Annotated in this window: 23 protein-coding genes and 2 pseudogenes; 13 read left to right on the top strand and 12 right to left on the bottom strand. The window is 66.3% G+C overall.

Going from position 1 to position 23,867, the window contains the following annotated elements; all coding sequences use genetic code 11:
• Positions 1-7 precede the first annotated feature (7 nt).
• The 7 genes from ACV22Z_RS02685 to ACV22Z_RS02655 all read left to right on the top strand — a co-directional run bounded on the left by ACV22Z_RS02685 (position 8) and on the right by ACV22Z_RS02655 (position 7,863).
• Positions 8-2,104, top strand: a complete 2,097-nt coding sequence (locus tag ACV22Z_RS02685) for an FUSC family protein (RefSeq protein ID WP_448074766.1) — start codon at positions 8-10, stop codon at positions 2,102-2,104.
• Positions 2,101-3,585, top strand: coding sequence for an MdtP family multidrug efflux transporter outer membrane subunit (locus tag ACV22Z_RS02680; protein ID WP_448074765.1), 1,485 nt, complete (start codon positions 2,101-2,103; stop codon positions 3,583-3,585). The genes ACV22Z_RS02685 and ACV22Z_RS02680 overlap by 4 nt, the downstream gene beginning before the upstream one ends.
• Before the next feature lie 8 nt (positions 3,586-3,593).
• The gene (locus tag ACV22Z_RS02675; RefSeq protein ID WP_448074764.1) at positions 3,594-4,055 is read left to right on the top strand and encodes a MarR family winged helix-turn-helix transcriptional regulator; all 462 of its coding nucleotides are present in this window, start codon (positions 3,594-3,596) and stop codon (positions 4,053-4,055) included.
• A gap of 194 nt (positions 4,056-4,249) precedes the next feature.
• Complete coding sequence (locus ACV22Z_RS02670; protein WP_448075146.1) at positions 4,250-4,855, top strand: paraquat-inducible protein A; 606 nt, start codon at positions 4,250-4,252, stop codon at positions 4,853-4,855.
• The gene (locus ACV22Z_RS02665) at positions 4,852-5,514 is read left to right on the top strand and encodes a paraquat-inducible protein A (protein ID WP_448074763.1); all 663 of its coding nucleotides are present in this window, start codon (positions 4,852-4,854) and stop codon (positions 5,512-5,514) included. The genes ACV22Z_RS02670 and ACV22Z_RS02665 overlap by 4 nt, the downstream gene beginning before the upstream one ends.
• On the top strand, positions 5,507-7,177 hold the full coding sequence (locus ACV22Z_RS02660; protein ID WP_448074762.1) for a PqiB family protein: 1,671 nt from the start codon (positions 5,507-5,509) through the stop codon (positions 7,175-7,177). Before ACV22Z_RS02665 ends, ACV22Z_RS02660 begins: the two co-directional genes overlap by 8 nt.
• On the top strand, positions 7,174-7,863 hold the full coding sequence (locus ACV22Z_RS02655) for a PqiC family protein (RefSeq protein WP_448074761.1): 690 nt from the start codon (positions 7,174-7,176) through the stop codon (positions 7,861-7,863). The genes ACV22Z_RS02660 and ACV22Z_RS02655 overlap by 4 nt, the downstream gene beginning before the upstream one ends.
• 118 nt (positions 7,864-7,981) lie before the next feature.
• Here ACV22Z_RS02655 and ACV22Z_RS02650 read toward each other — a convergent pair whose 3' ends face one another.
• Positions 7,982-8,353, bottom strand: a complete 372-nt coding sequence (locus tag ACV22Z_RS02650) for a type II toxin-antitoxin system VapC family toxin (RefSeq protein WP_448074760.1) — start codon at positions 8,351-8,353, stop codon at positions 7,982-7,984.
• On the bottom strand, positions 8,350-8,547 hold the full coding sequence (locus ACV22Z_RS02645) for a type II toxin-antitoxin system VapB family antitoxin (protein ID WP_448074759.1): 198 nt from the start codon (positions 8,545-8,547) through the stop codon (positions 8,350-8,352). Before ACV22Z_RS02645 ends, ACV22Z_RS02650 begins: the two co-directional genes overlap by 4 nt.
• A gap of 254 nt (positions 8,548-8,801) precedes the next feature.
• On the opposite strand from ACV22Z_RS02645, the gene ACV22Z_RS02640 reads away from it, so the two are divergent.
• The 3 genes from ACV22Z_RS02640 (at position 8,802) to ACV22Z_RS02630 (ending at position 12,172) form a co-directional block, all read left to right on the top strand.
• Entirely contained in the window at positions 8,802-10,091 is a 1,290-nt protein-coding gene (locus ACV22Z_RS02640) for an NAD(P)/FAD-dependent oxidoreductase (RefSeq protein WP_448074758.1), read from the top strand.
• A 26-nt stretch (positions 10,092-10,117) separates the two neighbouring features.
• Positions 10,118-10,675, top strand: coding sequence for a helix-turn-helix domain-containing protein (locus ACV22Z_RS02635; RefSeq protein ID WP_448074757.1), 558 nt, complete (start codon positions 10,118-10,120; stop codon positions 10,673-10,675).
• A gap of 150 nt (positions 10,676-10,825) precedes the next feature.
• On the top strand, positions 10,826-12,172 hold the full coding sequence (locus ACV22Z_RS02630) for a glutamine synthetase family protein (RefSeq protein WP_448074756.1): 1,347 nt from the start codon (positions 10,826-10,828) through the stop codon (positions 12,170-12,172).
• A 77-nt stretch (positions 12,173-12,249) separates the two neighbouring features.
• On the opposite strand, the pseudogene ACV22Z_RS02625 reads toward ACV22Z_RS02630, so the two are convergent.
• Positions 12,250-12,537: pseudogene (locus ACV22Z_RS02625) on the bottom strand (N-acetylmuramoyl-L-alanine amidase family protein); the annotation flags it as partial.
• Between the two features lie 176 nt (positions 12,538-12,713).
• On the opposite strand from ACV22Z_RS02625, the gene ACV22Z_RS02620 reads away from it, so the two are divergent.
• Positions 12,714-13,754 (top strand): bifunctional nicotinamide-nucleotide adenylyltransferase/Nudix hydroxylase, encoded by a 1,041-nt coding sequence (locus ACV22Z_RS02620; protein ID WP_448074755.1) that lies wholly within the window; start codon positions 12,714-12,716, stop codon positions 13,752-13,754.
• A gap of 10 nt (positions 13,755-13,764) precedes the next feature.
• On the opposite strand, the gene ACV22Z_RS02615 is transcribed toward ACV22Z_RS02620, so the two are convergent.
• Positions 13,765-15,237, bottom strand: a complete 1,473-nt coding sequence (locus ACV22Z_RS02615; RefSeq protein ID WP_448074754.1) for an aminotransferase-like domain-containing protein — start codon at positions 15,235-15,237, stop codon at positions 13,765-13,767.
• Between the two features lie 125 nt (positions 15,238-15,362).
• On the opposite strand from ACV22Z_RS02615, the gene ACV22Z_RS02610 reads away from it, so the two are divergent.
• Together ACV22Z_RS02610 and ACV22Z_RS02605 are read left to right on the top strand one after the other, a co-directional pair.
• Entirely contained in the window at positions 15,363-16,250 is an 888-nt protein-coding gene (locus ACV22Z_RS02610; protein ID WP_448074753.1) for a DMT family transporter, read from the top strand.
• Positions 16,251-16,289: 39 nt separating this feature from the next.
• The gene (locus ACV22Z_RS02605; protein WP_448074752.1) at positions 16,290-16,433 is read left to right on the top strand and encodes a hypothetical protein; all 144 of its coding nucleotides are present in this window, start codon (positions 16,290-16,292) and stop codon (positions 16,431-16,433) included.
• On the opposite strand, the gene ACV22Z_RS02600 is transcribed toward ACV22Z_RS02605, so the two are convergent.
• The 8 genes and pseudogenes from ACV22Z_RS02600 to lysA form a co-directional block, all read right to left on the bottom strand.
• Entirely contained in the window at positions 16,425-16,832 is a 408-nt protein-coding gene (locus ACV22Z_RS02600) for a hypothetical protein (protein WP_448074751.1), read from the bottom strand. The genes ACV22Z_RS02605 and ACV22Z_RS02600 overlap by 9 nt on opposite strands.
• A gap of 516 nt (positions 16,833-17,348) precedes the next feature.
• A pseudogene (locus ACV22Z_RS02595) lies at positions 17,349-17,507 on the bottom strand (IS3-like element ISBcen23 family transposase); the annotation flags it as partial.
• 239 nt (positions 17,508-17,746) lie between these two features.
• Positions 17,747-18,091 (bottom strand): DUF3088 domain-containing protein, encoded by a 345-nt coding sequence (locus ACV22Z_RS02590; RefSeq protein ID WP_448074750.1) that lies wholly within the window; start codon positions 18,089-18,091, stop codon positions 17,747-17,749.
• 74 nt (positions 18,092-18,165) lie between these two features.
• Positions 18,166-19,353: a cystathionine beta-lyase gene (gene metC / locus ACV22Z_RS02585; RefSeq protein ID WP_448074749.1), complete on the bottom strand. Its 1,188-nt coding sequence runs from the start codon at positions 19,351-19,353 to the stop codon at positions 18,166-18,168.
• Between the two features lie 106 nt (positions 19,354-19,459).
• Positions 19,460-20,185: an amino acid ABC transporter ATP-binding protein gene (locus ACV22Z_RS02580; RefSeq protein ID WP_448074748.1), complete on the bottom strand. Its 726-nt coding sequence runs from the start codon at positions 20,183-20,185 to the stop codon at positions 19,460-19,462.
• Positions 20,186-20,228: 43 nt separating this feature from the next.
• Positions 20,229-20,888, bottom strand: a complete 660-nt coding sequence (locus tag ACV22Z_RS02575) for an amino acid ABC transporter permease (protein WP_448074747.1) — start codon at positions 20,886-20,888, stop codon at positions 20,229-20,231.
• Positions 20,889-20,955: 67 nt separating this feature from the next.
• Positions 20,956-21,756 carry a transporter substrate-binding domain-containing protein gene (locus tag ACV22Z_RS02570; RefSeq protein WP_448074746.1) on the bottom strand — a complete coding sequence of 267 codons (801 nt, stop codon included), beginning with the start codon at positions 21,754-21,756 and terminating at the stop codon, positions 20,956-20,958.
• Between the two features lie 760 nt (positions 21,757-22,516).
• Entirely contained in the window at positions 22,517-23,770 is a 1,254-nt protein-coding gene (gene lysA / locus ACV22Z_RS02565) for a diaminopimelate decarboxylase (RefSeq protein ID WP_448074745.1), read from the bottom strand.
• Between the last annotated feature and the right edge of the window lie 97 nt (positions 23,771-23,867).

The following is a 23,867-nucleotide window of genomic DNA, read 5'->3' as shown; positions in this document are numbered from 1 at the left end:
GCGTCGCATGAGCACCGCGCAATCTGCGCCGAGCAGCCTTCAGCGCTTCGCGAGCTTCGTCGGTGGCGAGATCCGCCCGTACCCGGGGCGCATGAACGTGACGCTGCGCTGCGTGCTCGCGAGCGCGCTCATCATCGTCACGTCGATGGCGCTGCAGGTGCCGCTTCTGGCGTTGTCGCTGATCGTCGTGTTCTACGTGACGCAGGCGAATGTCGTCGTGACGCGCCTGATCGGCACGCTGTTCGTCATCGGGTCGACGGTCGCGATCGGCTGCGCGATTCTGGTGCTCAAGTTCACGTACGACTATCCGCTGCTGAGAATTCTGCTGGCCGGCGCGCTGTTCTTCGTCAGCGTCTACCTGATGCGCGTGGCCCGGATCGGCGTCGTATTCTTCATCGTCGGGCTCGTCGTCATCTACGTGCAGACGTTCGTCGATCGGACCGATCAGGCCGAACTGCTGGTGCGCGCGGCGCTGTGGGTCTGGGTCGCGATCAACTACGCGATCGCCGTGACGCTCGTGATCAATACGCTGTTCCTGCCCGCGGAACCCGTGCGTCAGCTCGAAGCCGCGATGTGCGGGCAACTGGCTGCCATCGACGCGAGCCTGGCTGAATTCGGGCAACGTGGATCGGTCGCAAGCGCTCCGGGGGCGCGCGACATCCAGGCCGGGATGCTGACGCTCCAGAAGCTGCTCCGCTTCGCAACGATGCGGGATCCTGCCTATCGCGCGAACCAGGCGTTGCACCTCGCGCGGGTCGCGGCGGTTTCGCGCCTGTACGCCGCGACGGGCCATCTGCCGGCCTCGACCGCTGGATTGACGGCCGATGCGATTCCCGCGCTGCGTGACGCCTGCGGGCGTCTCCAGCACGCGATCAAGACCGGCGCGCCGTTTGTCGCGCCCCGGCTGCTGGTCGACCTGAAGGCCGACGGATTGCCGGGTGCGCTGGCGGAAATGCGCGATGCATTGCTGGCGTTCGCGGATCGATCGGCTGCGCCGCCTTCCGCCGAATCGCCGGCCGAGCAGGCGCGCCAGCTGGTACCCGATGCGTTCAGCAACCCGGTCTATGCGCAGTTCGCGCTGAAGACGCTGATGGCGGCGTTGTTCAGCTACGTCTTCTACATCGCGACCGACTGGCAAGGCATTCATACGATGATGCTGAGCTGCCTGATCGTCGCGCAACCTAGCCTCGGCGCGACGGCCCAGCGCGCGGTCCTCCGCATCGGCGGCGCGCTCGTGGGCAGCGCGCTGGCGCTTGCGATGGTCGTGTGGATCATCCCGCATCTCGACGGGATCGTCGGGCTGTTGCTGATGGCGTTGCCGGTGATCGCGCTGAGCGCGTGGGTCGCCGCGGGCTCGGAACGCATCAGCTACGCCGGCACCCAGATCATGTTTACGTTCGCGCTGGCCGTGCTGGAGCAATTCGGTCCGACCACCAACCTCACCGAGATTCGCGACCGGATGGTGGGCATCCTGCTCGGCGTTGCCGTGTCGGCGGTCGTCCACGCATTCCTGTGGCCGGAGGCCGAAGGCGAAGCGCTGCGTCAGCGCGCGGCCGGACTGGTGCGCCGGGTCGGCGCGCAGCTTCGCTCGGGCGCGACAGGCCCGGTGCCCATTCCGCTCTGGGGCGAGCTGGGCGACAGCGAAGCCATGTCGGCGCGCGTCGCGCTGGAGCCGGGCTGGCAGATGGCGGAAGGGCAGCCGGAAGGCCTGACCTTGCGCATGCAGACCTTGCTGGCCCAGATCCGGGAAGTGCTGCTTGCCATCGATGCGTATGGCGCGGAGCGGCGGTCGCTGAGCCTGCCGATGCCGACCGAGACCGCGGCGACGGCGTTTCAGGCCGGGCTTGCCGCGTCGCTCGACCGCTATGCGCAAGCGTTGGCGGAGCATCCGCTGGCGGTCGATGCGCCGCTGCGCGCGCCGCTCGACGCGTTGTCCGAATGCTGCGCGGCCGACCTGTCAACGCAGCCGACCGATGCGACACGCGCCGCCTACGCGCGATTGCTGACCCGCGCCGGGAACCTGGCAAAGCAGATATCGGCGCTGCCGGCATGGGCGCCGGCGCCCGTCGGTCCCGCATTCACCTCGCGAGCTTCGCAAGCATGACCGTTTCGTTGATCCGATTTTCCTATTCATCGCTGCGCTGTGCCGCCGTCGCCGCGCTGACGTGCGGGATGTGCGCATGCGCGCTGATCCGCCACGACGCCAGGCCGCTGCCGACGATCGATGCCGAACGCATCCGCATTGCCGACGACATTCATCTTGCGAACGACGGCTGGCCGTCGGCGCGCTGGTGGACGCGCTACGACGATCCGCAGCTCGACGCGCTGGTCGAGCGTGCGCTCGCCGACTCGCCGAGCATCGCGATCGCGCGGACGCGCGTGTCGCAGGCCAAGGCCGACGTCGACCTCGTGAAAGCGGGAACCAATCTGCAAGTGACCGCGCTCGGCTCGGTGGACCGCGAGCGGGTGTCGGGCAATGGCTTCCTGAGCGCGTATTCCGGCAATCAGCCGCTATTGGGGGCCTCGGGGCCCTGGTACACGGAAGGCATCGTGGGCCTCGGTGCCAGCCTCGACGTCGATATCTTCGGCAAGCAGCGCGCGCAGGTGGCTGCGGCGCTGGGCGTGCACAATGCGCGCCTGGTCGAGACATCCGCCGTCGAACTGGAAATCGCTGCGGACGTCGCGCAGCTCTACTACGGGATTCAGACGACCTACCGCGCGATCGATCTGCTGGAGCAGTTGCGCGATGTCGCGGCTTTCTCGGTGAACGCGCACGCCGCGCGTGCGGCTCGCGGGCTGGAGCCGCAGACGCAGACGGAGATCGCGCGCGCGCAGCAACTCGCAACGGAGCGGCAGATCGTGGCGGCCCGCGGGCGCATCACGCAGCTGCGCGAATCGCTGCGGGCGCTGATCGGGGCCGGGCATGCGGATCTGGGCGAGATCAGGCCCGTGCCGCTGCCGGCACTGCCGTCTTCGTTGCCGACGACGCTCTCGTACGAGTTGCTGGCGAGACGCCCGGATCTGCAGGCAATGCGCTGGTACGTCGAAGCGTCGTTCGACAAGATCGATGCGGCGAAGGCCGCGTTCTACCCGAGCTTCGACATCAAGGCGTTTTTCGGTGTCAATGCGCTGCATCTGGGCGACCTGTTCACCCATGCAAGCCAGCAGATCAATCTGGTTCCTGGCCTGACCTTGCCGATCTTCGACGGCGGGCGGCTCAACGCGAATCTCGGCGGCGCGCGCACCGCTAGCAACCTGCTGATCCTGCAGTACAACCAGTCGGTGCTGAACGCCGTGCGCGACGTCGCAACGACGGGCAGCCAGCTTCAGGATCTCGATGAAGAGGCGAGGCTGCAGACGGAGAAGGTCCGGGCCGTGACATTTACCCAGGACAGCGCCGATGCGCACTACCGGCAAGGGCTGGCGAGCCGGCTGAGCGCCGTGGAGGCGAAGCAGGCCGTGCTGCTGGAACGGATTGCGCTGCTCGACATCGACGGACGGCGGATCGGCCAGGACATCGCGCTGACCAAGGCGCTTGGCGGCGGATACCGGGCGGATGCGCCGGTAGTCCTGAACCCGCGGTAAGGCCGGCCATGTCCAACGAGCTTTTGCAATTCGGTTGCGGCGACGCGCTGCGCGACGCGGACGGCATGCGCATGATGCTGAGCGTCCAGCTGTCGATCAGGCATGTGCTGAACCAGAGCATGCTGACGACTCTCGGGATTCCGTTCTCGCAGGGCAGTGCGCTCGTCCATCTTGCGCGCGGCGAAGCGGTGTCGTGTCAGGAACTTGCGAGCCTGCTCGGCTGCGGTACGAGCCGCCTGTCACGTCTCGCATGCGACCTCGAGCGTCGAGCGCTGGTCGTCCGGCGTCGGAGCGGCCGGGATGGCCGGGTACTGGATTTGTCGCTCACGCCGGCCGGGCTGGCGATCGCAGAGCGGGTCCCCGCCGTGCTGGCGGAAGCCGAGCGTGTCGTGCTGAGCCGGTTGTCGGCAGAGGAGCGGGTGTTTCTCAAGCGCCTTCTCCACCGGATTCTCGGAGCGATCGACGTGTAACCCGCGACGCGTAGCGCCGACGTGTAGCCCGCGCCGCGTATCTCCGACGCGTAACCCCGGCGTGCAGCTCGTTCATGCATGGATCGCGCGAGTTTGCCTGAGCGCGGGGCGGTCGCTATCGACAAACCGCAATTTTCCGAAACACCTGAATCGAACTTCGTCACGTGTCACAACCCGTTCTGATTGCTTGCCACATGTGCGACACGCTGGTGCGCAAACCGAGACTCGCCGGAAAAACGACCGCCCGCTGCCCGCGCTGCAACGAGGTGCTCTACCGCAGCAGCGCGTCGCAGCTCGAGCGTATCTGTGCGCTGACGCTCGCGGCACTTGTCACGTTCGCGATCGCGCAGGGTTTCCCGATCCTCGAGATGGACGTGAACGGCATGCACGTGCAGACGACACTCGTCGGTGCGCTCGAAGCGTTATGGAACCAGGACATGCGGATCGTCGCCGCGATGGTGTTCTGCTCCACGCTGCTGTTCCCGCTCGTCGAGATGGTGGCGCTCCTCTACGTGACGCTTCCGCTACGCGCAGGTCGCGTGCCGCCAGCCTTCGACGCTGTGCTGCGGGCGATCGGGCGGGTTCGGCCGTGGGGGATGATCGAGGTGTTGACGCTCGGCATTCTCGTCACGATCGTGAAGATGGTGAGCCTCGCGCAGGTGGTGCCCGAGGCGGCGCTGTTCGCGTTTGCCGCGCTCACGCTGATGCTGGCCGGGGTCGTCACGTTCGATCCGCGCGCGCTGTGGGACATCGCGGACGAACTTCGCGGCCACACGGCAGACAAGGCGACAGCCCGATGAGTTCGTCGAATCCGTTGACCGCCGCCCGCGCGGGCATGGCGAGCTGCCGCGCGTGCGGTCATGTGCAGCCGCTCGCGCGGCCGCATGGCGTCGCTGCGCACGCTGCAACGCAATGCTGCGCGCGCTGCGGCGCCGCGTTGCACCCGCGCTTCCCGAACAGCCTCGCGCGCACGTGGGCGTTCCTGATCGCGGCCATGATCCTGTACATCCCGGCCAACCTGTTGCCGATGATGCGCACCGCGTCGATCGTCGGCTCGCAGGAGGACACGATCATGAGTGGCGTCGTCTATTTCTGGGTGTCGGGTGACTGGCCGCTTGCGGTCGTCGTGTTCGTCGCGAGCATCCTCGTGCCGATGCTCAAGCTTTGCGTGCTGCTGATTCTCGTGATCAGCGCGCAGCGGCGTTCCACCTGGCGGCCGATGCAGCGCACGAAGCTCTACCGGATCGTCGAGCGGATCGGCCGCTGGTCGATGCTCGACATCTTCGTCGTGACGCTGACCGTCGCGCTCGTCCACTTCCGTTCGCTCGCCACCATCACCGCCGGCCCCGGCGCGCTCGCATTCGGCTCGGTCGTGGTGCTGACGATGCTCGCGTCGTTGCAGTTCGATCCCCGTCTGATCTGGGATCCTGTCGAAACCTCAGGGAAATACCATGAATAGTCGGCAAGGCCCGCAACACGATTTGAATCCGGGGGCCGGCCATCCGGGGGCCGGCCATCCGGAGGCAGGCCGACCGCCGTCCATACCGGATCCGATGATCACGAAGCGCGCGAGCTGGTTGCCGTCGCTCGTCTGGCTCGTGCCGCTCGTCGCGGCGCTGATCGGCATCGGGCTCGTCGTCAAGTCGGTGCGCGAACGCGGTCCGGAAATCACGATCAGCTTTCGCAGCGCGGATGGGCTCGAACCCGGCAAGACGCAGGTGAAATACAAGGATGTCGAGATCGGGATGGTCAAGACGGTCACGCTCGCGAAGGACCTGTCGCACGTGCTGGTCGACGTCCAGCTCAAGAAGGAAGCAGAGGATTTCGCTGTGAAGGGCTCGCGGTTCTGGGTGGTGCGGCCGCGCGTCGGCGCAAGCGGCGTATCGGGGCTGAGCACGCTGCTTTCGGGCGCGTACATCGGCGTCGATGCGGGAGATTCGAAGGATACCGAACGAAGATTCAGCGGACTCGAAACGCCGCCGGCCGTGACCGGCGACCAGCGCGGCACGCAGTACGCGCTGCGCGGCGATTCGCTCGGCTCCGTCGATATCGGTTCGCCCGTTTACTACCGGCGCGTGCAGGTCGGCCAGGTGGTCGGCTTCTCGCTCGACAAGCTCGGCACGGGCGTCACGTTCACCGTGTTCGTCAACGCGCCGTACGACCAGTATGTCCACACCAATTCGCGCTGGTGGCAGGCGAGCGGCGTCGATCTGCGCCTCGATTCGAGCGGCCTCAAGCTCAACACGCAGTCGCTCGCGACCGTGATTCTCGGCGGCATCGCGTTCCAGGCGCCGCTCGATCAGCCGGCAGGGGACGTTGCGGTGCGTGACACGGTGTTCCAGCTCGGTTCGGACGAAGCGCAGGCGATGCGCGATCCGGACGGCGAGCGTGTGCCTGTCGTGATGCACTTCAACCAGTCGCTGCGCGGGCTCGCGGTCGGCGCACCGGTCGACTTCCGCGGGATCGTGCTCGGCGAAGTCACGAACATCGGCATCGACTACGACGCGAAGGCGAAGAGCTTCACGATGCCGGTGACGATGAACCTTTACCCCGAGCGGCTCGGCAAGGGCTTCCGGAACGCGACCCGGACCAAGGGCGAGACCGAGCGCCGCGAGATTCTGCAGCGGCTCGTCGAGCACGGGCTGCGCGGCCAGTTGCGCACCGGCAACCTGTTGACGAGCCAGCTGTATGTGGCGCTCGACTTCTTCCCGACCGCGCCCGCCGTGAAGCTCGACATCAGCCATGAGGCGGTCGAAGTGCCGACCGTGCCGAACACGCTCGACGAACTGCAGTCGCAGGTTGCCGATATTGCGAAGAAGCTCGACAAGGTACCGTTCGACCAGATCGGTGCGAACCTGAACAGTGCGCTCGGCAACGCCGACAAGCTGTTCAGGCAGCTCGACACGCAGGTGGCGCCCGAGGCCCGCGACACGCTGTCCGCCGCGAAGCAGACCTTCTCGACCGCCGAAGCGGCGCTGCAGCAGGATTCGCCGCTGCAGTCCGACATGCGCGGCGCGCTGAAAGAGCTGACCCACACGCTGCAGTCGCTCAACATGCTCGCCGACTATCTGGAGCGGCACCCCGAATCGCTGCTGCAAGGCAAGACTGGAGACAAGCAATGACCGCACGCCTGCAACGACTGGCCCGCTTGCTCGCGGGCGCCGGCGGGGCTGCTGCCGTGGTGGCGTCGCTGGCCGCCTGTTCGTCGCCGCCCGCGCGGTTTTATACGCTGGATGCGAACGGCTCCGGTTCGTTGCAACCCGGGGTCGCCAATCCGCCGTTCCTGATTCAGGTGCCCGCCGTCGATGTGCCCGAGCAGGTGGCGAAGAACCAGCTTGTCGTGCAGAAGGGCGCGGCGCAGGTCAGCGTGCTCGAGGAAGAGCGCTGGGCGTCGCCACCGGCCGACGAGATTCGGCGCGCGCTGTCGGCTGCGTTGACGCACGAGCTCGATACCATCGATGTCGTGGATTCCGCGTATCCGCCGGGCGTGCCCGTGTACCGCGTCAGCGTGAACGTGCAGCGCTTCGAATCGTGGCCGGGCGAGCGCGCGGTGCTCGACGCCGTCTGGAGCGTGCGCTCGCTTGCCAGCCAGTCGGTGATGACGTGCCGGACCCGCGTCGCTGTATCGGTGAAGCCCGGTTACGACGCGCTCGTGGATGGTCACCGTCAGGCGATCGGGCAGCTTGCCGCGCAAACCGCGACCGCTGTCCGTGCGATGGCTGCGGCGCGTCAGAGCGCGAAGCGGGCGGGGACGGCGACATCCGCGACAAGTTGCCCTGTCGCGATGGCTGTGCCGACGCCGCAGTGACGTCGGGCCGGCACGCGCGAGCGTGTGGCTGAAGCGATATGCGGTGGCACGAATGAGGACGAGCGGAAAGTCCTCTTGAGTTACACGTAACGCGCTTCCTGTCGTCGAGCGTCAGGTTTTAGTGCTCCAGAACGGCGCTCAGCGCAAGCTCGTCGGCGATCTTTTTCAACCTCTTGTCCCGGGTCCAGATCGTCACGCCAGGCTGAAGCTTCGCGGATGCGAGCAACGACGCATCGACGTAGCCGATCCCCCGGCTGAACAACTGCTGTTGCTCAATCAGATAGATGACTTCGTCAGGTGTGGCGATGGGCACGCGAGGCAAATCGTTCAAAGCGCGAAGCACGTTGGTGCGGTCGCGCAAACTGCCTAGAGATATTTCCCCGACTACATATGGATGAAGCCGGACACGGCCATTGAGCAGAAGGTCGACCATAATCGGCTCTGAGTGGTCAATGTGATCGATCCAGACAGAGGTGTCGACGAGGATCATTCAACCTCCTGCCGACGGCGCGGCGCAGCCGTGATGCCCGGTTGACTGCCCCCCAAGGCGGCGAGCCTGCGTGCGGCTTCACGTTCAATAAGCGCTTTCAACGCTTCGCGCACAAGTGCGGACTTCTCGCTCAACCCTGTGTAGTCCTGGGCCCGAGAGACCAATTCATCATCCAAAGCGATTGTGGTTCGCATAACAACCTCCGTGACCAAGGCACAATTATGGCATCGTTTGATGCCTAAATGTGTGCCTTGAAATGGAGGGGGCTGGAAGCCGGCCGTTCATAACCGATCAGACGCTCCCCGTGAACAGCGCACAACTTTAGATCGCCGGGCTCCGAAAGCCCGCTCGGCTATCCGTTCGCCTCCCTCGCCGCCTGCTTGCTCCCGTGAAATTGTCGTGATAGTTTTTCATGAAATTTCGCGAAGGTAATTTCACGGGAGACGCCATGTTCCAGCAGTCGGATCGCCACGTCGCAAGCTATTACGCCGCTACGCATCCGGTGCCGATCGCGCATCGGCCGGCGCTGGACGAGCGCATCGACGTCGACGTGCTGGTCATTGGCGCGGGCTTCAGCGGGCTGCATACGGCGCTGCGCCTGGCGCTCGCCGGCAAGCGGGTCGCGGTGCTCGAGGCGAGCCGGGTCGCATGGGCGGCGTCGGGCCGCAACGGCGGCCAGGCGCTGCTCGGCTGGTCGTGCGACATGCCGCCGATCGAGCATTCGCTCGGCCGCGACGGCGCGCGCGCGCTGTGGGACAGCATGCGCTGGGCCGCGGCTGAAGTGCGCGAACTGCCGGCGCGGCACGGCTTCGACATCGACTACCGGCCGGGCAGCCTGTGGGCGGCCGTGCGGCCGCGCCGCGTCGCGATGCTCGCGCAGGCGCGCGACGAGGCGGCCGAGCGCTGGGGCTACGACCGGCTGCGCGTGATTCCGCACCCTGAGATGCGCGAATGGATCGGCGGCACGCGGTATCTGGCCGCGCTCTACGATCCCGAGGCCGGCCACCTGAATCCGCTGAAGCTCGCGCTCGGACTCGCGCAGACGATCGAGCGCGCCGGCGGCCGCATCTTCGAGCAGAGCCGCGTGCTCGACTACCGCGAGACGGCGGGCGGCTGCGTCGCGCGCACGGCCGGCGGCGAGGTGCGCGCGGACGTGCTGGTGCTCGCGTGCAACGCGTACGTCGACCGGCTCGATCCCGACCTGTCGCGCCGGCTGCTGCCAGTCGGCACCTACCAGGTCGCGACCGCGCCGCTCGACCCCGAGGTCGCGCGTTCGCTGCTGCCACGGAACAGTTGCGTGATCGACAACCAGTTCGTGCCCGACTACTTCCGCCTGAGCCCCGACAACCGGCTGCTGTTCGGCGGCGGCTGCACGTATCTCGGCGGCATCCCGGCGGATATCGCGGCGGCGACACGGCCGCATCTCGAACGCGTGTTTCCGCAGCTGCGCGGCGTGCCGATCGACTATGCGTGGGGCGGGCACATCGACATCAGCATGCGCCGCACGCCGGACGTCGGCCGCCACGGACAGCGCTACTGGCTGCAGGGCTTCTCGGGCCACGGCGTGCTGCCGACGCTCGCGGCCGCACGCGCCGTCGCCGACGCTGTGCTCGGCGACGGCCGGCTGCTCGGGCTGTACCAGCGGATCCGCAACCCGCGCTTTCCGGGCGGCGGCCGGCTCGCCGCGCCACTGGAAGCAATCGGCAAGGCCTGGTACCGTTTGCGCGATACCGTCTGACACGCACACGCTTTCTGGAAAACACCATGAACGAACAGGAAGAGATCGAGAGCCTGGCGATCCTGATCCGCGATCTGCGCAAGCACCGCAAGGTCACGCTGAACGAACTGGCCGACAGGATCGGCCGCTCGGTCGGCTTCCTGTCGCAGGTGGAGCGCGGGTTGTCGCGGCCGACCGTCGCGGACCTGACCGCAATCGGCGAGGCGCTCGGCGTGCCGACCACGTATTTCTACAGCCTGAGCAAGCCGCGCGCGGTGCCGTGGGTCACGCGGCCCGACGAGCGGCGCACCGTGTATTACGCGGCCGGCATCACCGACATGCTCGTGTCGCCGAACATGCGCGCGCGCTTCTCGATCCTCGAAAGCCATCTCGCACCGGGCGCGAGCAGCGGCGAGCGGCCCGTCGACGACAGCGACGAGCAGGGCGGCTTCGTGCTCGAAGGCGAGCTGACGATCTGGCTCGACAATGACGACACACCCGTGACGCTCGGCCCGAACGACGCATTCCAGCTGCCCGCGCACCGGCGCTTCCGCTACGCGAACCTGACCGACGCGCCCACCCGCGTCATCTGGGTGTTTACCTGAGCTGCCGCTGACGCGAAGAAGCGGGAAGGGTTCGCGTCCGCCGCACGTTGTTTGCAGTACTGATCGACAGGATCGCATGGCGAAGCGCGTGCCGTGCGGCCCCGGTTCGCCGCGATGCGGCATCGTCACACTCGAAAAGAAGGATCAAAAATGGCTGACGTCGTTTCCGCGCTGGTCGATGAAGTCCGGGCATTTCGCCAGGCGCACCCCGAGATCCGTTATGTCGACCTGATCTGCCTGGACCTGCCCGGGCATTTCTACGGCAAGCGCTATCCGATTGACGCGCTCGAGAAAGTCGCGTCAGGGTCGCTGCTGAAGCTGCCGCAGAACTGCGTGCTGCTCGGCACGCAAGGTGGCCTCTACAAGATCGGCGACTACTGCTTCAACGACGGCGATCCGGACGCGCCGCGCCGGCTGATTCCCGGCACGCTGAAGCCGGTGCGCTGGGAAAGCCAGCCGCTTGCGCAGATGCTGATCAGCTCCGACGGCACCGATGCGCCGATCGAGTTCGAGCCGCGCGAAGTGCTCGCGCGCGTGCTGCGGCGCTTCGCGCGGCGCGGCATCCGCCCGGTCGTTGCGTTCGAGCTCGAGTTCTACCTGTTCGCCGCGCAGCTCGCCGAGGGCCTGCCGCAATATCCGCGCGACCGCCTGAGCGACGACCGCGACGACCAGCCGAACATGCATATCGAGCGCCTGTCGCGCTTCTCCGACGTGCTGCATGAAATGGTCGAGGCGGCCTGCGAGCAGGGCGTCGATGCGACGGTGATCACCGCCGAGCTCGGGCCCGGCCAGTTCGAGATCAACTTCGGCCACACGGACGACGCGCTGCGCGCGGCGGACTGGTCGGCGCTGTTCTGCCGCAGCACGCGCGGCGTCGCGCTCCGGCACGGCTATCGCGCGAGCTTCATGGGCAAGCCGTACCTGCATGCGCCGGGCAGCGGGATGCACGTGCACGTGAGCCTGTACGACGAAGCGGGGCGCAACCTGCTCGCGGCGGACGGGCAGCGCCCGCTGCGCCATGCGGTCGCCGGCTGTCTCGCGCTGCTGCCGCACTGCATGCCGATGTTCGCGCCGAATCACAACGCGTTCCGGCGCTATGGGTCGATGGTGAACGCGGCGAGCCGTGCGAGCTGGGGATTCGAGGATCGCGACGCGTGCATCCGGATTCCCGAAGCGGACGCGCGCAACCTGCGGATCGAGCATCGCCTCGCGAGTGCGGACGCGAATCCGTATCTCGTGCTGGCCGCGATCCTGACCGGGATGGAATACGGGCTCGACGCGGGACGCGAGCCGATCGCGCCGCTCAACGACGACCGCAGCAGCGGCATCGATTTCCCGAAGGACATGCTTGCGGCGGTTACTGCGATGCAGGATCATCCGGCCGTGCGCGAAGGGCTCGGCAGCGAGTTCGTGATGGTCTACTGCGAGAACAAGCGGCAGGAGCAGCTCGATTTCATGAACGAGATCGGCGCGCGCGAGTATCGGTGGTTTCTGTAAGCGGCGCGCGATTGCCGTTCACGGCTGCAGCGAGACGGCCGACGGCGGCGCAAGCAGGCATCGCTTGCGCCGCGCCGTCATTGGGGCGCGGTGCACGACTCGATCCCGCCCGCGATCGCGGCGGACAGACGCCGGATCGTGTCCGGCTGCGCGAGCCGCTTTTCTTCGTCGGGATTGACGATCACGCCGGCTTCGACGAGCACGGCCGGAACCGGCGCGGTGCGCAGCACGACGAGATCGTCGAAGCGATGGATGCCGAGGCGCTTGTCGATCAGCGGACGGTTCTCGCCGCGGATCGGTTGCGCGTGATAGAGCGACGGTGTCTCGCCTGCCGCGATCAGCTTCCCGGCAATCGCTTGCGCGCAGACGCATGCCCGGCGGCAGGTGGCGCGCGGCGGGGTGAGCGGCGGGAAGTAAGCGGCGTGGAGTAGTGGATTGTGCGTTCGAGTGCGCTCGATTGACGCCTCTCGAAACGTCTCCTACGATTCGTTCCATGCCTTCGGGAAAGACCCGAAGCGTTTCAATCTCTTGAGGGAGCCTCATGAGTACGCAACCCACCAGGCGCTTCGACGCGCTTGTCTTCATCGGTCGTTTCCAGCCTCCGCATCGTGGCCACCTGAACGTGCTGAAGTCGGCGTTGAGCCGGGCCGAGCGCGTCTGCGTGCTGATCGGGTCGACCGGCAAGCCCCGCACCATCAAGGATCCGTTCTCGTTCGACGAGCGCTGTCAGATGCTGGCATCGCTGCTCGACGCGTCCGAGCGCGACCGCGTGACCGTCGCAGCCGTGGAGGATTCGACGTATAACGACGGCGACTGGGTGCGCTGGGTGCAGGACGCCGTTGTGTCCGCGCTGGGCGACGTTGCACAGAAGAAGGTCGGATTGATCGGCCATGAGAAGGGCCCATCGTCGTATTACCTGCGGATGTTCCCGCAATGGGCGCTGGTCGACGTCGACGCGACGGAAGGGATCTCCGCCACCGAAATCCGCGACCAGTATTTCGCGGAACGCACGAACAGCTTCGTGCAGTGGGCCGTGCCCGAACCCGTGTTCGGCTGGCTCGAGCGCTTCCGTGCGCAGCCGGAATTCGCACAGCTGAAAGCTGAGGCCGAGTTCATCGCCGCGTATCGCAACGCGTGGGCCGCTGCGCCGTATCCGGTCACGTTCGTGACCGTCGACGCGGTCGTCGTGCACTCGGGCCACATCCTGCTCGTGCGCCGCCGCAGTGAACCGGGCCGCGGCCTGTGGGCGCTGCCGGGCGGGTTCGTGAACCAGGACGAACGGCTCGATACCGCGTGCATCCGCGAACTGCGCGAGGAAACCGGCCTGAAGCTGCCGGAGCCCGTGTTGCGCGGCTCGCTGAAGGATCGCCAGGTGTTCGACCACCCGACCCGTTCGCTGCGCGGCCGCACGATCACGCATGCATGCCTGTTCAATTTCCCGACCGGCGAGCTGCCGCGCGTGAAAGGCAGCGACGATGCCGACAAGGCGCGCTGGGTGCCGCTGAACGAGTTCGCGCAGATGCGTGGCGTGATGTTCGAGGATCACTTCGACATCGCCCGTCACTTCCTGGGGAAACTCTGATCCGCTGAAATCAGCCGCGTGCCGGCGCGCGCTCGTCCACCGGCGGCGCCATCGCGTGTTCGTCGCGCCGCGCCGCGTCCATCGCCCGCGCCAGCGCATCAAACACCGCCGGCCCCTTGCAGCGCGAAACGTTGAAACGCAGGAACGACGCCGCGCTGTGCGATGCGCTGAACACGTTGCCCGGCGCGAGTACGACACCTTCGTCGAGCGCGTGACGCGCGACCCGCGCGGCATCGAGCCCGTCCGGCAATTCCGCCCACACGAACAGCCCGCCGCGCGGCTCCGTCCAGATCCCGAGCCCGGTGCGCGCGAGCCGCCGGATCGTTTCGCCCATTGCATCGGCGAGCCGCACGCGCAAGCCGTCCATGTGCCGCCGGTACGTGCCGTCGACGAGCAGCCGATGCACGACATTCGCCGTGAGTTGCGCGTTGCCGAACGACGTCGCGAGCTTCAGGTCGACGAGCGGCTCGATCCATTCAGTGCGTGCGGCGATGAAGCCGCAACGCATCGCCGCCGACAGCGTCTTCGAGAAACTGCCGATCGACACCACGCGCGCGAGCCCGTCGAACGCGGCAAGACGCGGCGCGGGCGTGCTTTCGAAGTCCGCGAAGATCTCGTCCTCGACGATCAGCAGGTCGTGCTCCGTCGCGAGCGTGAGCAGCCGGTGCGCGACGGGCGGCGCGAGCGTCGCGCCGGTCGGGTTGTGCAGCGCCGCGTTCGTGATGTAGAGGCGCGGCCGGTGCTCGATCAGTGTCTGTTCGAAGCGGGCCAGATCCGGGCCGTTCGGTGTGTACGGCACGGTGACGATCTCCGCGCGGTGCGCGCGCAGCAGCGCCAGGAAGTTGAAGTAGCACGGATCGTCGAGCACGACGGTGTCGCCGGGCTCCAGCAGCATGCGGCACACGAGATCGAGCGCGTGCGTGCCGCCGTCGGTCAGCACGATCTGCGCGGGGTCCGCCTGCACGCCATGCTGCGCGAGCCGCCATGCGAGCTGCTGGCGCAGCGCGGGCAGGCCGAGCGGGGTCGCGTAGTCGGTGAGCGCGTCGGACGCGTCGCGCGACACGGCGCGCAGCGCGCGGCGCAGGCTGTCGTCGGGTAGCCACGACGACGGCAGCCAGCCGCAACCCGGTTTCGCGGCAGCGGCGCTGGTTTCGAGCGACTGCCGCGACAGCCATAGCGGATCGAGTGCGCGGTCGAGGCGCGGGCCGAGATCCGCGAGCATCAGCGGCGGCGCGTGCCCCGACACGTAGAAGCCCGACCCGCGCCGCGCGACGAGCACGCCTTCGCTCGTGAGCCGTTCGTACGCGTCGACGACGGTCGATTTCGATACGCCGAGCGTGTCGGCCATCATCCGGATCGACGGCACCCGCGCGCCGGGCATCAGCGCGCGGCTCGCGATCCGCGCGCGCAGCGTGTCCATCACGGTTTCCACGCGCGTGCGCGACGGCGCGGGCGGAGCAAGGTCCTGATCGATGCGGTTCATGGCGAGGATCCTGAACTGTACGGATGTTTGTCCAGTACAGTTTGTCGGAATTGTATTGCGCTGTAGCTTACGCGCTTTTGGCCGGCGGCGGATCATCGGGTATCCCCTTTCAATCCGGAAATCCGATGCAAAAGACCACCGACGGATGGCTCAGCGGCTTGCTGGGCGTGATTATCTTCAGCGGCTCGCTGCCCGCGACGCGGGTTGCCGTGCAGGGCCTCGATCCGATGTTCCTGACGTTCGCGCGCGCGACGATCGCCGGCGCGCTCGCGCTGCTCCTGGTCGTCGCGCTGAAGCAGAAGCGGCCGACGCGTGCCGAAGCCGTGTCGCTGGTGGTCGTCGCACTCGGGGTCGTGGTCGGTTTTCCGTTGCTGACGGCGCTGGCGCTCGAGCACGTGACGTCCGCGCACGCGATCGTGTTCGTCGGGCTGCTGCCGCTTGCAACCGCGCTGTTCGGCGTGTGGCGCGGCGGCGAGCGGCCGCGGCTGCCGTTCTGGATCTTCTCGCTCGTCGGCAGCGGCGCGGTTGCCGCGTTCGCGTTGCGCAACGGCGGCGAGGCGTCGCCGGTCGGCGATGCGCTGATGCTCGCTGCGATCGTCGCGTGCGGCCTCGGCTATGCGGAAGGCGCGCGACTGTCACGCCACCTCGGCGGCTGGCAGGTGATTTCATGGGCGCTCGTGCTGTCGTTGCCGGTGATGCTGCCGCTTGCATGGGCCACGGCGCCCGCGTCGTTCGACGGCGTCGACGCCGCCGCCCTTTGGGGGCTCGCTTACGTGTCGCTGTTCAGCATGCTGATCGGCTTCGTGTTCTGGTATCGCGGGCTCGCGCTGGGCGGCATCGCGGGCGTCGGCCAGCTGCAGTTGCTGCAACCGTTCTTCGGCTTCGTGCTGGCTGCGGGGCTGCTGCACGAGACGGTGCCGGCGTCGATGATCGCGGTGACCGCGATCGTCGTCGGGTGTGTGGCGGGGGCGAAGTATTTCTCGCGAGGGATGCCGGTGCGCAGGGCGGGGTGATGCGAGCGGCGCTTGGTCGTCCGGCGTATGGATACGCAAATGGTGACCGTCAGGGCCGAGCCCGACAAACGTGCGCCCGAATACGGCTGCGGATTCAACTGGTCGATGCAACGCATTGATGAAATCGCTCAGCAGATGTATCGATCGGTTGAATCCGCAGTTTATTGCGACGATTCAGGGTGAGGGTGCGCCGAGCGTCGTCTTCAATGCCTCGACCCCTTCGGTGTTGAGCCACGTCTTGAGACGTTCTATCGCAAAATTCGCCTCTACCTTGCTGCCGCTATGAACGAGTTCCGCGCAAACACTTGAAGCGGCAGCTAGGATGCGTGCAGCTTCTGGTACATAGGGCAGATCGTTGTTCGCATCGTGTCGTGACCGTATTACGGTGTAGCGCGTCGCTTCGGCAAGCGTCCAGGCGCTCGTTACAACCTCGAAAACGGACACATTCGTCCCATTCACAAGAGCTGATCGCGTCCGCGAATTCTCGGAATAGCCAAGTGCCTCCATTCGCTCGCAAAAATTCAGCGCGGCCGCAAGAACGTCTCGAATTTGACCCCAATCGGTACTCGGTAGTTTGGACATCGAAAGCTCCATCCAGGAAAATTAGCCGAACGTTTGCGCCCCTGCATCTGCGGATACGTCGAAGCGCTGGCGATATACGGAAGCCGCGACTCGCGATGCGAGGTCGCTCTACAAGCACTAGTTGCTTAAAATTTTTGGATGAGATGGTTTTTAGATAGTGTGCATAGCTTAGTTTATAAATAACTTGTCGGCACTCTCAATGAGCATGCGACGTAGTAGTGAGCCAGACTTGGTTCCCCTAATGAGTCGTCAAGCGAGGAGCTCAACCATGCGAAGCCAGCGGCCCAACCCTCCAGGTAACTCGTTGATCGTTGCTGTATACGCGTCGGCTCGGGCGTTTTTTTTGAGATGGAGTGCATCTCCATCAAAGACCCTGACGAAATTTCTTCACTCTTGAAATGCCACGCCTCCGGGTTGAATCCGGATACGACCTACTGTCCGCAATGTGTGAACAACTGTTGCAATGCCGCGTTTTCTCCGACTCACCCGGGTTATCAGCCAAGCGACGATGGGGATGGCCGAGCCATGTAGTTCGCAACATGGCCTTCGACTTGTGAATTCATCGATCGCGCAGAGCATCTTCAACGTCCGCCCGTCCACAAACCGGTCGTGCACAAAGTCGTAGCTCCAGCCCGAATTTGGTTGCGTTGGAGCGGGCAGGCGTATGTCATTGCCGCGATTTCCTCAGGCAGTGAGCCACTGAGGAATGGTTGCTGCTAGCGCGTAGCGGCGACGGTAGAAACGCAAAAAGCCGCGTAGAAAGCGGCTTGTGCAATGCTGCGTCGTATTGGTGCCCAGGACCATCGCACAGCGCGACGCGATGCGAATGCTGGTCCGGCCGTCACGGAATCAACGAACCTTGCGGTTCGTGAATTCCGTGATGGCGTGTCGTCTTCTGTCAGCGCGACGCGATCTCACGCGACATGCGCTACCCCATACTGCGACGACAGGTACCGCCGGATATCGGCCGGCGCATCGATGAAGCGCATTCCGTTGTGTTCCTTCACCGCAATCGCTTCGTCCTTCGGCGTTTGCGCGGCGCCGAGCACGAGCACCGGCGCCGACTGGTTGTCCTCGCCGATCAGCGCGACGATCGGCTGGCGCGGCCGCGGCGCGTCGATATATTCGACATCGACTGCGTCGCGCAATTGCGGATAGAAGCTCAGCAGGCCTTCGACGGATACGGAGTCGCCGCAGTAGAACGGTCCTTCGGAATCCTTGAAAAATCCCGGGCGCAGGATGAACAGCGTGTCTTTCATGGTTGTCACTCCAGTGGTTGAGGTCGAACGTCGAAAAAAGAGCAGAGGCGACGCGCGCGCCGCCTCGTTGCACGTCAGGCGACTGCTTGCGCGAGCGCGGCGGCGCGCATTCTCGCGAAGCCCGCATCGAGGTCGGCGATCATGTCGTCGGGATGCTCGAGGCCCGCGTGGATCCGCAGCAGCGGCCCCTGCGCCGACCAGCGCGTCGCGGTGCGGTTGCGCGAAGGATTGGACGGAATGATCAGGCTCTCGAAGCCGCCCCAGCTGTAGCCCATGCCGAAGCACGTCATCCCGTCGAGCATCGCGCGCACCGCGTCGTCGGGCTGCGGATGCAGCACCACGCCGAACAGCCCGCACGCGCCCGTGAAATCGCGCTGCCAGATTGCATGGCCGGCATCGCCCGGCCGCGCCGGATAGAGGATCTGCGCGACTTCCGGCTGCTTCGCGAGCCATTCCGTCAGCGCGTGCGCGTTGCGCTGGTGCCGCTCGAGCCGCACCGACAGCGTGCGCAGGCCGCGCAGCGCGAGATAAGCGTCGTCGCCGCTGACGGTCATCCCGAGTTGCCGGTAGAAGCGCGTGACCTTCGGCGCCAGTGCTTCGGTCGTCAGGATCGCGCCCATCAGCACGTCCGAATGCCCGGCGATGTACTTCGTCGCCGCGTGGATCGACACGTCGACGCCATGCGCGAACGAACGGAAATTCAGTGGCGTGCCCCACGTGTTGTCGAGCAGCACGACCGCGCCGTGCCGGTGCGCGACGCGGCTGATCGCCGGAATGTCCTGCACCTCGAAAGTCAGCGAGCCCGGCGATTCGGTGAACACCGCGCGCGTGTTCGGCCGCATCAGCGAAGCGATGTCCGCGCCGATCGCCGGATCGTAGTACGTGGTCTCGATGCCAAGGCGCACAAGCGTTTCATCGCAGAACGAACGGGTCGGATCGTACGCGGAATCGGTCATCAGCAGATGGTCGCCGGGGTTCAGCACCGCGAGCAGCGCGGTCGTGATCGCGCTGAGCCCGCTCGGCGTCAGCAGCGCGGCGTGTGCGCCTTCGAGGCGGGCGAGCGCCTTCTCGAGCGCGCGCGTGGTGGGGCTGCCGTGGCGGCCGTACGCAAGCGGCGTGCCGCGCACGGCGTCGAGCGCATCGGTGCCGTGAAAGAGCAGCGTCGATTGCCGGTAGACGGGCGGGTTCACGGGCGAGCCGGGCTGGCTGTTCGCGCGCCCTTCGTGGGCGAGAACGGTGTCGGTCGAATGCAGGAGAGTCAAGATGTCGTCCTTGAGTCGTCGGTGAATCGGTTTAACGCGGATTCAAAGCGGGTTCAAACAGGTTCGAAGCCGGTTCAAAGCGGCGGCACAAGGCCGCCGCCGGGAGTCAGTGCAGGATCTTGTCGAGGAAGTCGCGTGCGCGGTCGGAGCGCGGCGCGGCAAAGAACGCGTCGCTGGCCGCGTCCTCGACCACCGCGCCCTGGTCCATGAAGATCACGCGGTGCGCGACCTTGCGCGCAAAGCCCATCTCGTGCGTGACGCACACCATCGTCATGCCGTCGCGCGCGAGCTCGACCATCACGTCGAGCACTTCGTTGATCATCTCGGGATCGAGCGCGGAGGTCGGCTCGTCGAACAGCATCGCGACCGGGTTCATCGACAGCGCGCGTGCGATCGCGACGCGCTGCTGTTGCCCGCCGGACAGTTGCCCCGGAAACTTGTGCGCGTGCGCCTTCAGGCCGACGCGGTCGAGCAGCTTCAGACCGTTCTCGGTCGCTTCGTCCTTGCGGCGGCCGAGCACCTTGATCTGCGCGAGCGTCAGGTTCTCGGTGATCGACAGATGCGGAAACAGCTCGAAGTGCTGGAACACCATGCCGACGCGGGCGCGCAATTGCGCGAGCTTCACGGCCGGATCGCCGAGCCGCGTGCCGTCGACGGTGATGCTGCCTTTCTGGAACGGCTCGAGGCCGTTGATCGTCTTGATCAGCGTCGACTTGCCCGAGCCCGACGGCCCGCACACGACGACCACTTCGCCTTTCGAGACGGCCGCGCTGCAATCCGCGAGGACCTGATGCTTGCCGTACCACTTGGACACGTTGTCGAGCGTAATCATGTGTTGTCCTTTATCCATGTCGTGTTGATCGAACGGCATGCGCTCAATGCGCGGACGGCAGCGCGAGGCGGGTCTCGACGCGGCCCTGCAGCCGCGTGAGCAGCGTGCTCAGCACCCAGTAGATCGCGGCGGCCGCGAGATAGAGCGGCAGCGGCTGGAACGTCGCGGCGATCACTTCCTGCGTCGAGCGAAGCAGTTCCGTCACGGTGATTACGGAGACGAGCGACGTGTCCTTGATCAGGCTGATCAGCGTGTTGCCGAGGCTCGGCACCGCAAGGCGCAGCGCCTGCGGGCAGACGACGTAGCGCAGCGTCTGCACGTGCGTGAGGCCGAGGCTGTGCGCGGCGGCCCATTGCCCGCGGCCGATGCCGAGGATCGCGCCGCGCATGCTTTCCGACAGATACGCGGCGGCGTTAAGCGTCAGCGTGAAGATGCCAGCCGTCGTCGGATCGAGCGTGAGGCCGAGATCGGGCAGCCCGTAGTAGACGACGAACATCTGCACGAGCAGCGGCGTGCCGCGCATCACGCTGACGTAGCCCTGTGCGAGGCCGGAGGCGAACCGGTTGCTGCCGATGCGCATGATCGCGATCACGAGCCCGACGACGAGGCCGAGCACCATCGACGCCACCGCGAACTTCAGCGTGAGGACCGCGCCTTTCACCATCACGGGCAGGGTATGAACGACCAGATCGAATGCTTCCATCACGTGTCTCCTGATTGTGTGCCGGACGGGCCGCGCGATCGGGCGCGCGGCCTCGGGGCGGATTGCGTTATTGCGTGACCGGCTTCGACGTGTCCGTGCCGAACCATTGCATCGAGATCTTCTTCAGCGTGCCGTCCTGCTGCAGCGACGCGATCGCGTCGTCGATCGCTTTCGCGAACTTCGGATTACCCTTGCGGAACGGGATGCCCATCTGGTCCTCGCCGCCCGGCAGCACGGAGCCGGGACGCAACGGCAGGTGCGAGTTCTTGATCAGGTAGCTGAGCATCAGGCGATCGTTGACCGCCGCGTCGATACGGCCGGCCGCGAGGTCGCGCAGGTTCTCCGGCGTGCCGGGATACACCTGCAGATCGATCGCGGGCACGGTCTTCACGAGGTCGACGTAGTTGCTGCCCATCGTCACGCCCACCTTCTTGCCCTTCAGCTCGTCGAGCGACTTGAACGCGCGCGTGTCGTTCTGCCGTTGCAGCAGTTGCGCGGACGAATACACGTACGGCTGGCTGAAGTCGAGCGCCTGCTTGCGCGACGGCGTGATCGCGACCTGGTTGACGATCACGTCGAACTTGCCGGCCTGCAGGCCGGCGAGAATCCCGCTCCATTCGGTCGTGACGAATTGCGGCTTCACGCCGAGACGCGCGGCGACGGCCTTCGCGACGTCGACGTCAAAGCCTTCGAGCTGGCCTTCGGCATTGCGATAGTCGAACGGCGGGTACGTGCCTTCGAGCGCGATCTTCAGCACGCCGGCCTGCTTGACGGTGTCGAGCAGGTCCGCCGCGTGCGACGTGGCGGCGGCCATGCAGAGCAGTGCGGCGGCGAATCCTTGCTTGAGCGTCGGGGCGATGCGTTTCATGGTTGTCTCCAGGGTGGTTGTAAAAAATTCAGGTCGAAAAAATCAGGGTGTGCGCGTCCGCGGCGACGGGCTGCGTCGCCGTGGGCGGGGTTCATGCCGCGCGATGCACGGCGCAGGAAACGAAGGCGGCAAGCGGCGGCACGGCCGCACGCCGCTGCGCGTTACGGTGTGCGGTCGCGCGCGGGTGCGGGCCGACGCAGCGGCTGGCGCAGGTGTCGGCGCGTGGCGTCGAAGAGCGGGAAAGCGGTGACGGCAGACAGCGGCGACGCGCGGCGAGCGCGAACCGGGATGCGCGTCGCAAAGCGATCGCGCGCGGCGGACTGCGTGACAGGCCGTGCACCATTCGTGTCGAACGTGTGTCGGTGCGCGGCGAAGAGTTCAAGCATGCTGTTCATGATTGCCCGTGCGGCTTGTGAGTGTTGTAGACCGGATGCATCGTCGATGCGTGTCCGGCGACCACGAATGCTGAACGACTGAGGGCAATCTTAGTTTTGTCAAAAGGGAAAGTGTTTCCAAAAACGCACGGACTTTCTGCGTTGCGTGGAAGATTTTTCTCTCGCGTCTGAGGGTGGCACAAGTGATCTGCTGCGGTTGCACGCGATGCAAAGCATCTGGTGCTACGGGGTGACACGGCTGGTTGCCCGCGATGGCGGCGCGGCATCACGCCGGAAAGCAAAACGGCCAGGCTTGCCATGATCGGCAAGTCTGGCCGCTTCCGGTATCGCGCGAGCGCGCGAACGGGCGAGTGGGCGAGTGGACGTTAAGCGAACGTCTCGAGCGCGAGCAGTTCGTCGATCGTCTGCCGGCGGCGGATCAGCCGCGGCTCGCCGCGATCGACGAGCACTTCCGGCGCGAGCGGCCGGCTGTTGTAGTTCGATGACATCGACGAGCCGTACGCGCCCGCGTCGTGCAGGAACAGCAGGTCGCCGATCTGCGGCTGCGGCAGATGGCGGTGCGTGACCACGCCGCCCGCATCCTGCGTGAACACGTCGCCGGATTCGCACAGCGGCCCCGCAATCGCCATATCGACGCGCGGCCGGCCCTCGGGCGCCGCGCCGTCGTGCGTGTGCACCGTGACGCCGTGATAGCTGCCGTACATCGCCGGGCGCATCAGGTCGTTGAAGCCCGCGTCGATCAGCACGAAGTCGTGCTTCGGGCGGCGGTTCACCGCCTGCACCTCGGTGACGAGCGTGCCCGCTTCGGCGACGAGGAAGCGGCCCGGCTCGATCTCGATGCGCACCGCGTGGCCGAGATGCTGCTCGATCCGCTTGCGCGCGGCGTCCCACTGGCGGAAGTAGTGATCGACGTCGACGCGCGGCTCGTCTTTCCGGTACGGAATCGACAGCCCGCCGCCCGCCGAAATTGCCTCGATGTCGTGGGCGAGCGACGTGACGAGGTCGACCATCGCGTCGCACACCTGCGACAGGTGGCCGTAGTCGACGCCCGAGCCGATATGCATGTGAATGCCGACCAGATCGAGCCCGTACTGGCGCACGATCTCGATCGCGCGCGGCACGTCGCCGATCCAGATCCCGTGCTTGCTCTGCGGGCCGCCGGTGTTGGTCTTGTTGCTGTGGCCGTGGCCGAAGCCGGGGTTGATGCGCAGCCACACGCGATGGCCGGGCGCCGCTTCACCGACGCGCGCGAGCATGTCGAGCGAGCCCGCGTTCACCGTCACACCGTGCTTCAGCACCGTCGCGAGCGTCGGCCGGTCGATCAGGTCCGCGGTGAACACGACGCCTTCCGGAGCGCCGGCCGCCGGGTCGCCGTCTGGCCGGAAGCCCGCCGCGAGGCTGCGCTCGATTTCGCCGAGCGACACCGCGTCGACGAGCGCGCCCTCGTCGCGCATCAGCTTCAGGATGTGGATGTTCGAACACGCTTTCTGCGCGTAGCGGATCACGTCGAACTGGCGCAGTTGCGCGATGCGGTCGCGGATGACGTCGGCGTCGTACACCCACAGCGGGGTGGCGTATTGCTGCGCGAGTGCCGCGAGCTGGCGGGGATCGAGGGACATGATGAACGGATCGGGTCGAAGCAATGGATAGTCGGCATGATGCGCCTGATCGGTCATCCAGTAAAATGCCGGCTTATCGATATTCCATTCATTTAGG

The sequence above is a fragment of the Burkholderia sp. PU8-34 genome, from assembly GCF_053427725.1.
Note: the sequence above shows the minus strand (reverse complement) of the source record. Positions and strands in the feature narration are given on the sequence as shown.

Excerpts from the sequence above, each read along its gene's own strand:
- ACV22Z_RS02640 (WP_448074758.1), top strand. The coding sequence starts at position 8,802 with ATGTTCCAGCAGTCGGATCGCCACGTCGCAAGCTATTACGCCGCTACG.
- ACV22Z_RS02680 (WP_448074765.1), top strand. The coding sequence starts at position 2,101 with ATGACCGTTTCGTTGATCCGATTTTCCTATTCATCGCTGCGCTGTGCC.
- ACV22Z_RS02580 (WP_448074748.1), bottom strand. The coding sequence starts at position 20,185 with ATGATTACGCTCGACAACGTGTCCAAGTGGTACGGCAAGCATCAGGTC.
- ACV22Z_RS02685 (WP_448074766.1), top strand. The coding sequence starts at position 8 with ATGAGCACCGCGCAATCTGCGCCGAGCAGCCTTCAGCGCTTCGCGAGC.
- ACV22Z_RS02670 (WP_448075146.1), top strand. The coding sequence starts at position 4,250 with ATGTGCGACACGCTGGTGCGCAAACCGAGACTCGCCGGAAAAACGACC.
- ACV22Z_RS02675 (WP_448074764.1), top strand. The coding sequence starts at position 3,594 with ATGTCCAACGAGCTTTTGCAATTCGGTTGCGGCGACGCGCTGCGCGAC.
- ACV22Z_RS02590 (WP_448074750.1), bottom strand. The coding sequence starts at position 18,091 with ATGAAAGACACGCTGTTCATCCTGCGCCCGGGATTTTTCAAGGATTCC.
- ACV22Z_RS02645 (WP_448074759.1), bottom strand. The coding sequence starts at position 8,547 with ATGCGAACCACAATCGCTTTGGATGATGAATTGGTCTCTCGGGCCCAG.
- ACV22Z_RS02615 (WP_448074754.1), bottom strand. The coding sequence starts at position 15,237 with ATGAACCGCATCGATCAGGACCTTGCTCCGCCCGCGCCGTCGCGCACG.
- ACV22Z_RS02665 (WP_448074763.1), top strand. The coding sequence starts at position 4,852 with ATGAGTTCGTCGAATCCGTTGACCGCCGCCCGCGCGGGCATGGCGAGC.
- ACV22Z_RS02635 (WP_448074757.1), top strand. The coding sequence starts at position 10,118 with ATGAACGAACAGGAAGAGATCGAGAGCCTGGCGATCCTGATCCGCGAT.
- ACV22Z_RS02650 (WP_448074760.1), bottom strand. The coding sequence starts at position 8,353 with ATGATCCTCGTCGACACCTCTGTCTGGATCGATCACATTGACCACTCA.
- ACV22Z_RS02600 (WP_448074751.1), bottom strand. The coding sequence starts at position 16,832 with ATGTCCAAACTACCGAGTACCGATTGGGGTCAAATTCGAGACGTTCTT.
- ACV22Z_RS02620 (WP_448074755.1), top strand. The coding sequence starts at position 12,714 with ATGAGTACGCAACCCACCAGGCGCTTCGACGCGCTTGTCTTCATCGGT.
- ACV22Z_RS02605 (WP_448074752.1), top strand. The coding sequence starts at position 16,290 with ATGGTGACCGTCAGGGCCGAGCCCGACAAACGTGCGCCCGAATACGGC.
- ACV22Z_RS02630 (WP_448074756.1), top strand. The coding sequence starts at position 10,826 with ATGGCTGACGTCGTTTCCGCGCTGGTCGATGAAGTCCGGGCATTTCGC.
- ACV22Z_RS02610 (WP_448074753.1), top strand. The coding sequence starts at position 15,363 with ATGCAAAAGACCACCGACGGATGGCTCAGCGGCTTGCTGGGCGTGATT.
- ACV22Z_RS02575 (WP_448074747.1), bottom strand. The coding sequence starts at position 20,888 with ATGGAAGCATTCGATCTGGTCGTTCATACCCTGCCCGTGATGGTGAAA.
- ACV22Z_RS02660 (WP_448074762.1), top strand. The coding sequence starts at position 5,507 with ATGAATAGTCGGCAAGGCCCGCAACACGATTTGAATCCGGGGGCCGGC.
- ACV22Z_RS02655 (WP_448074761.1), top strand. The coding sequence starts at position 7,174 with ATGACCGCACGCCTGCAACGACTGGCCCGCTTGCTCGCGGGCGCCGGC.
- lysA (WP_448074745.1), bottom strand. The coding sequence starts at position 23,770 with ATGTCCCTCGATCCCCGCCAGCTCGCGGCACTCGCGCAGCAATACGCC.
- ACV22Z_RS02570 (WP_448074746.1), bottom strand. The coding sequence starts at position 21,756 with ATGAAACGCATCGCCCCGACGCTCAAGCAAGGATTCGCCGCCGCACTG.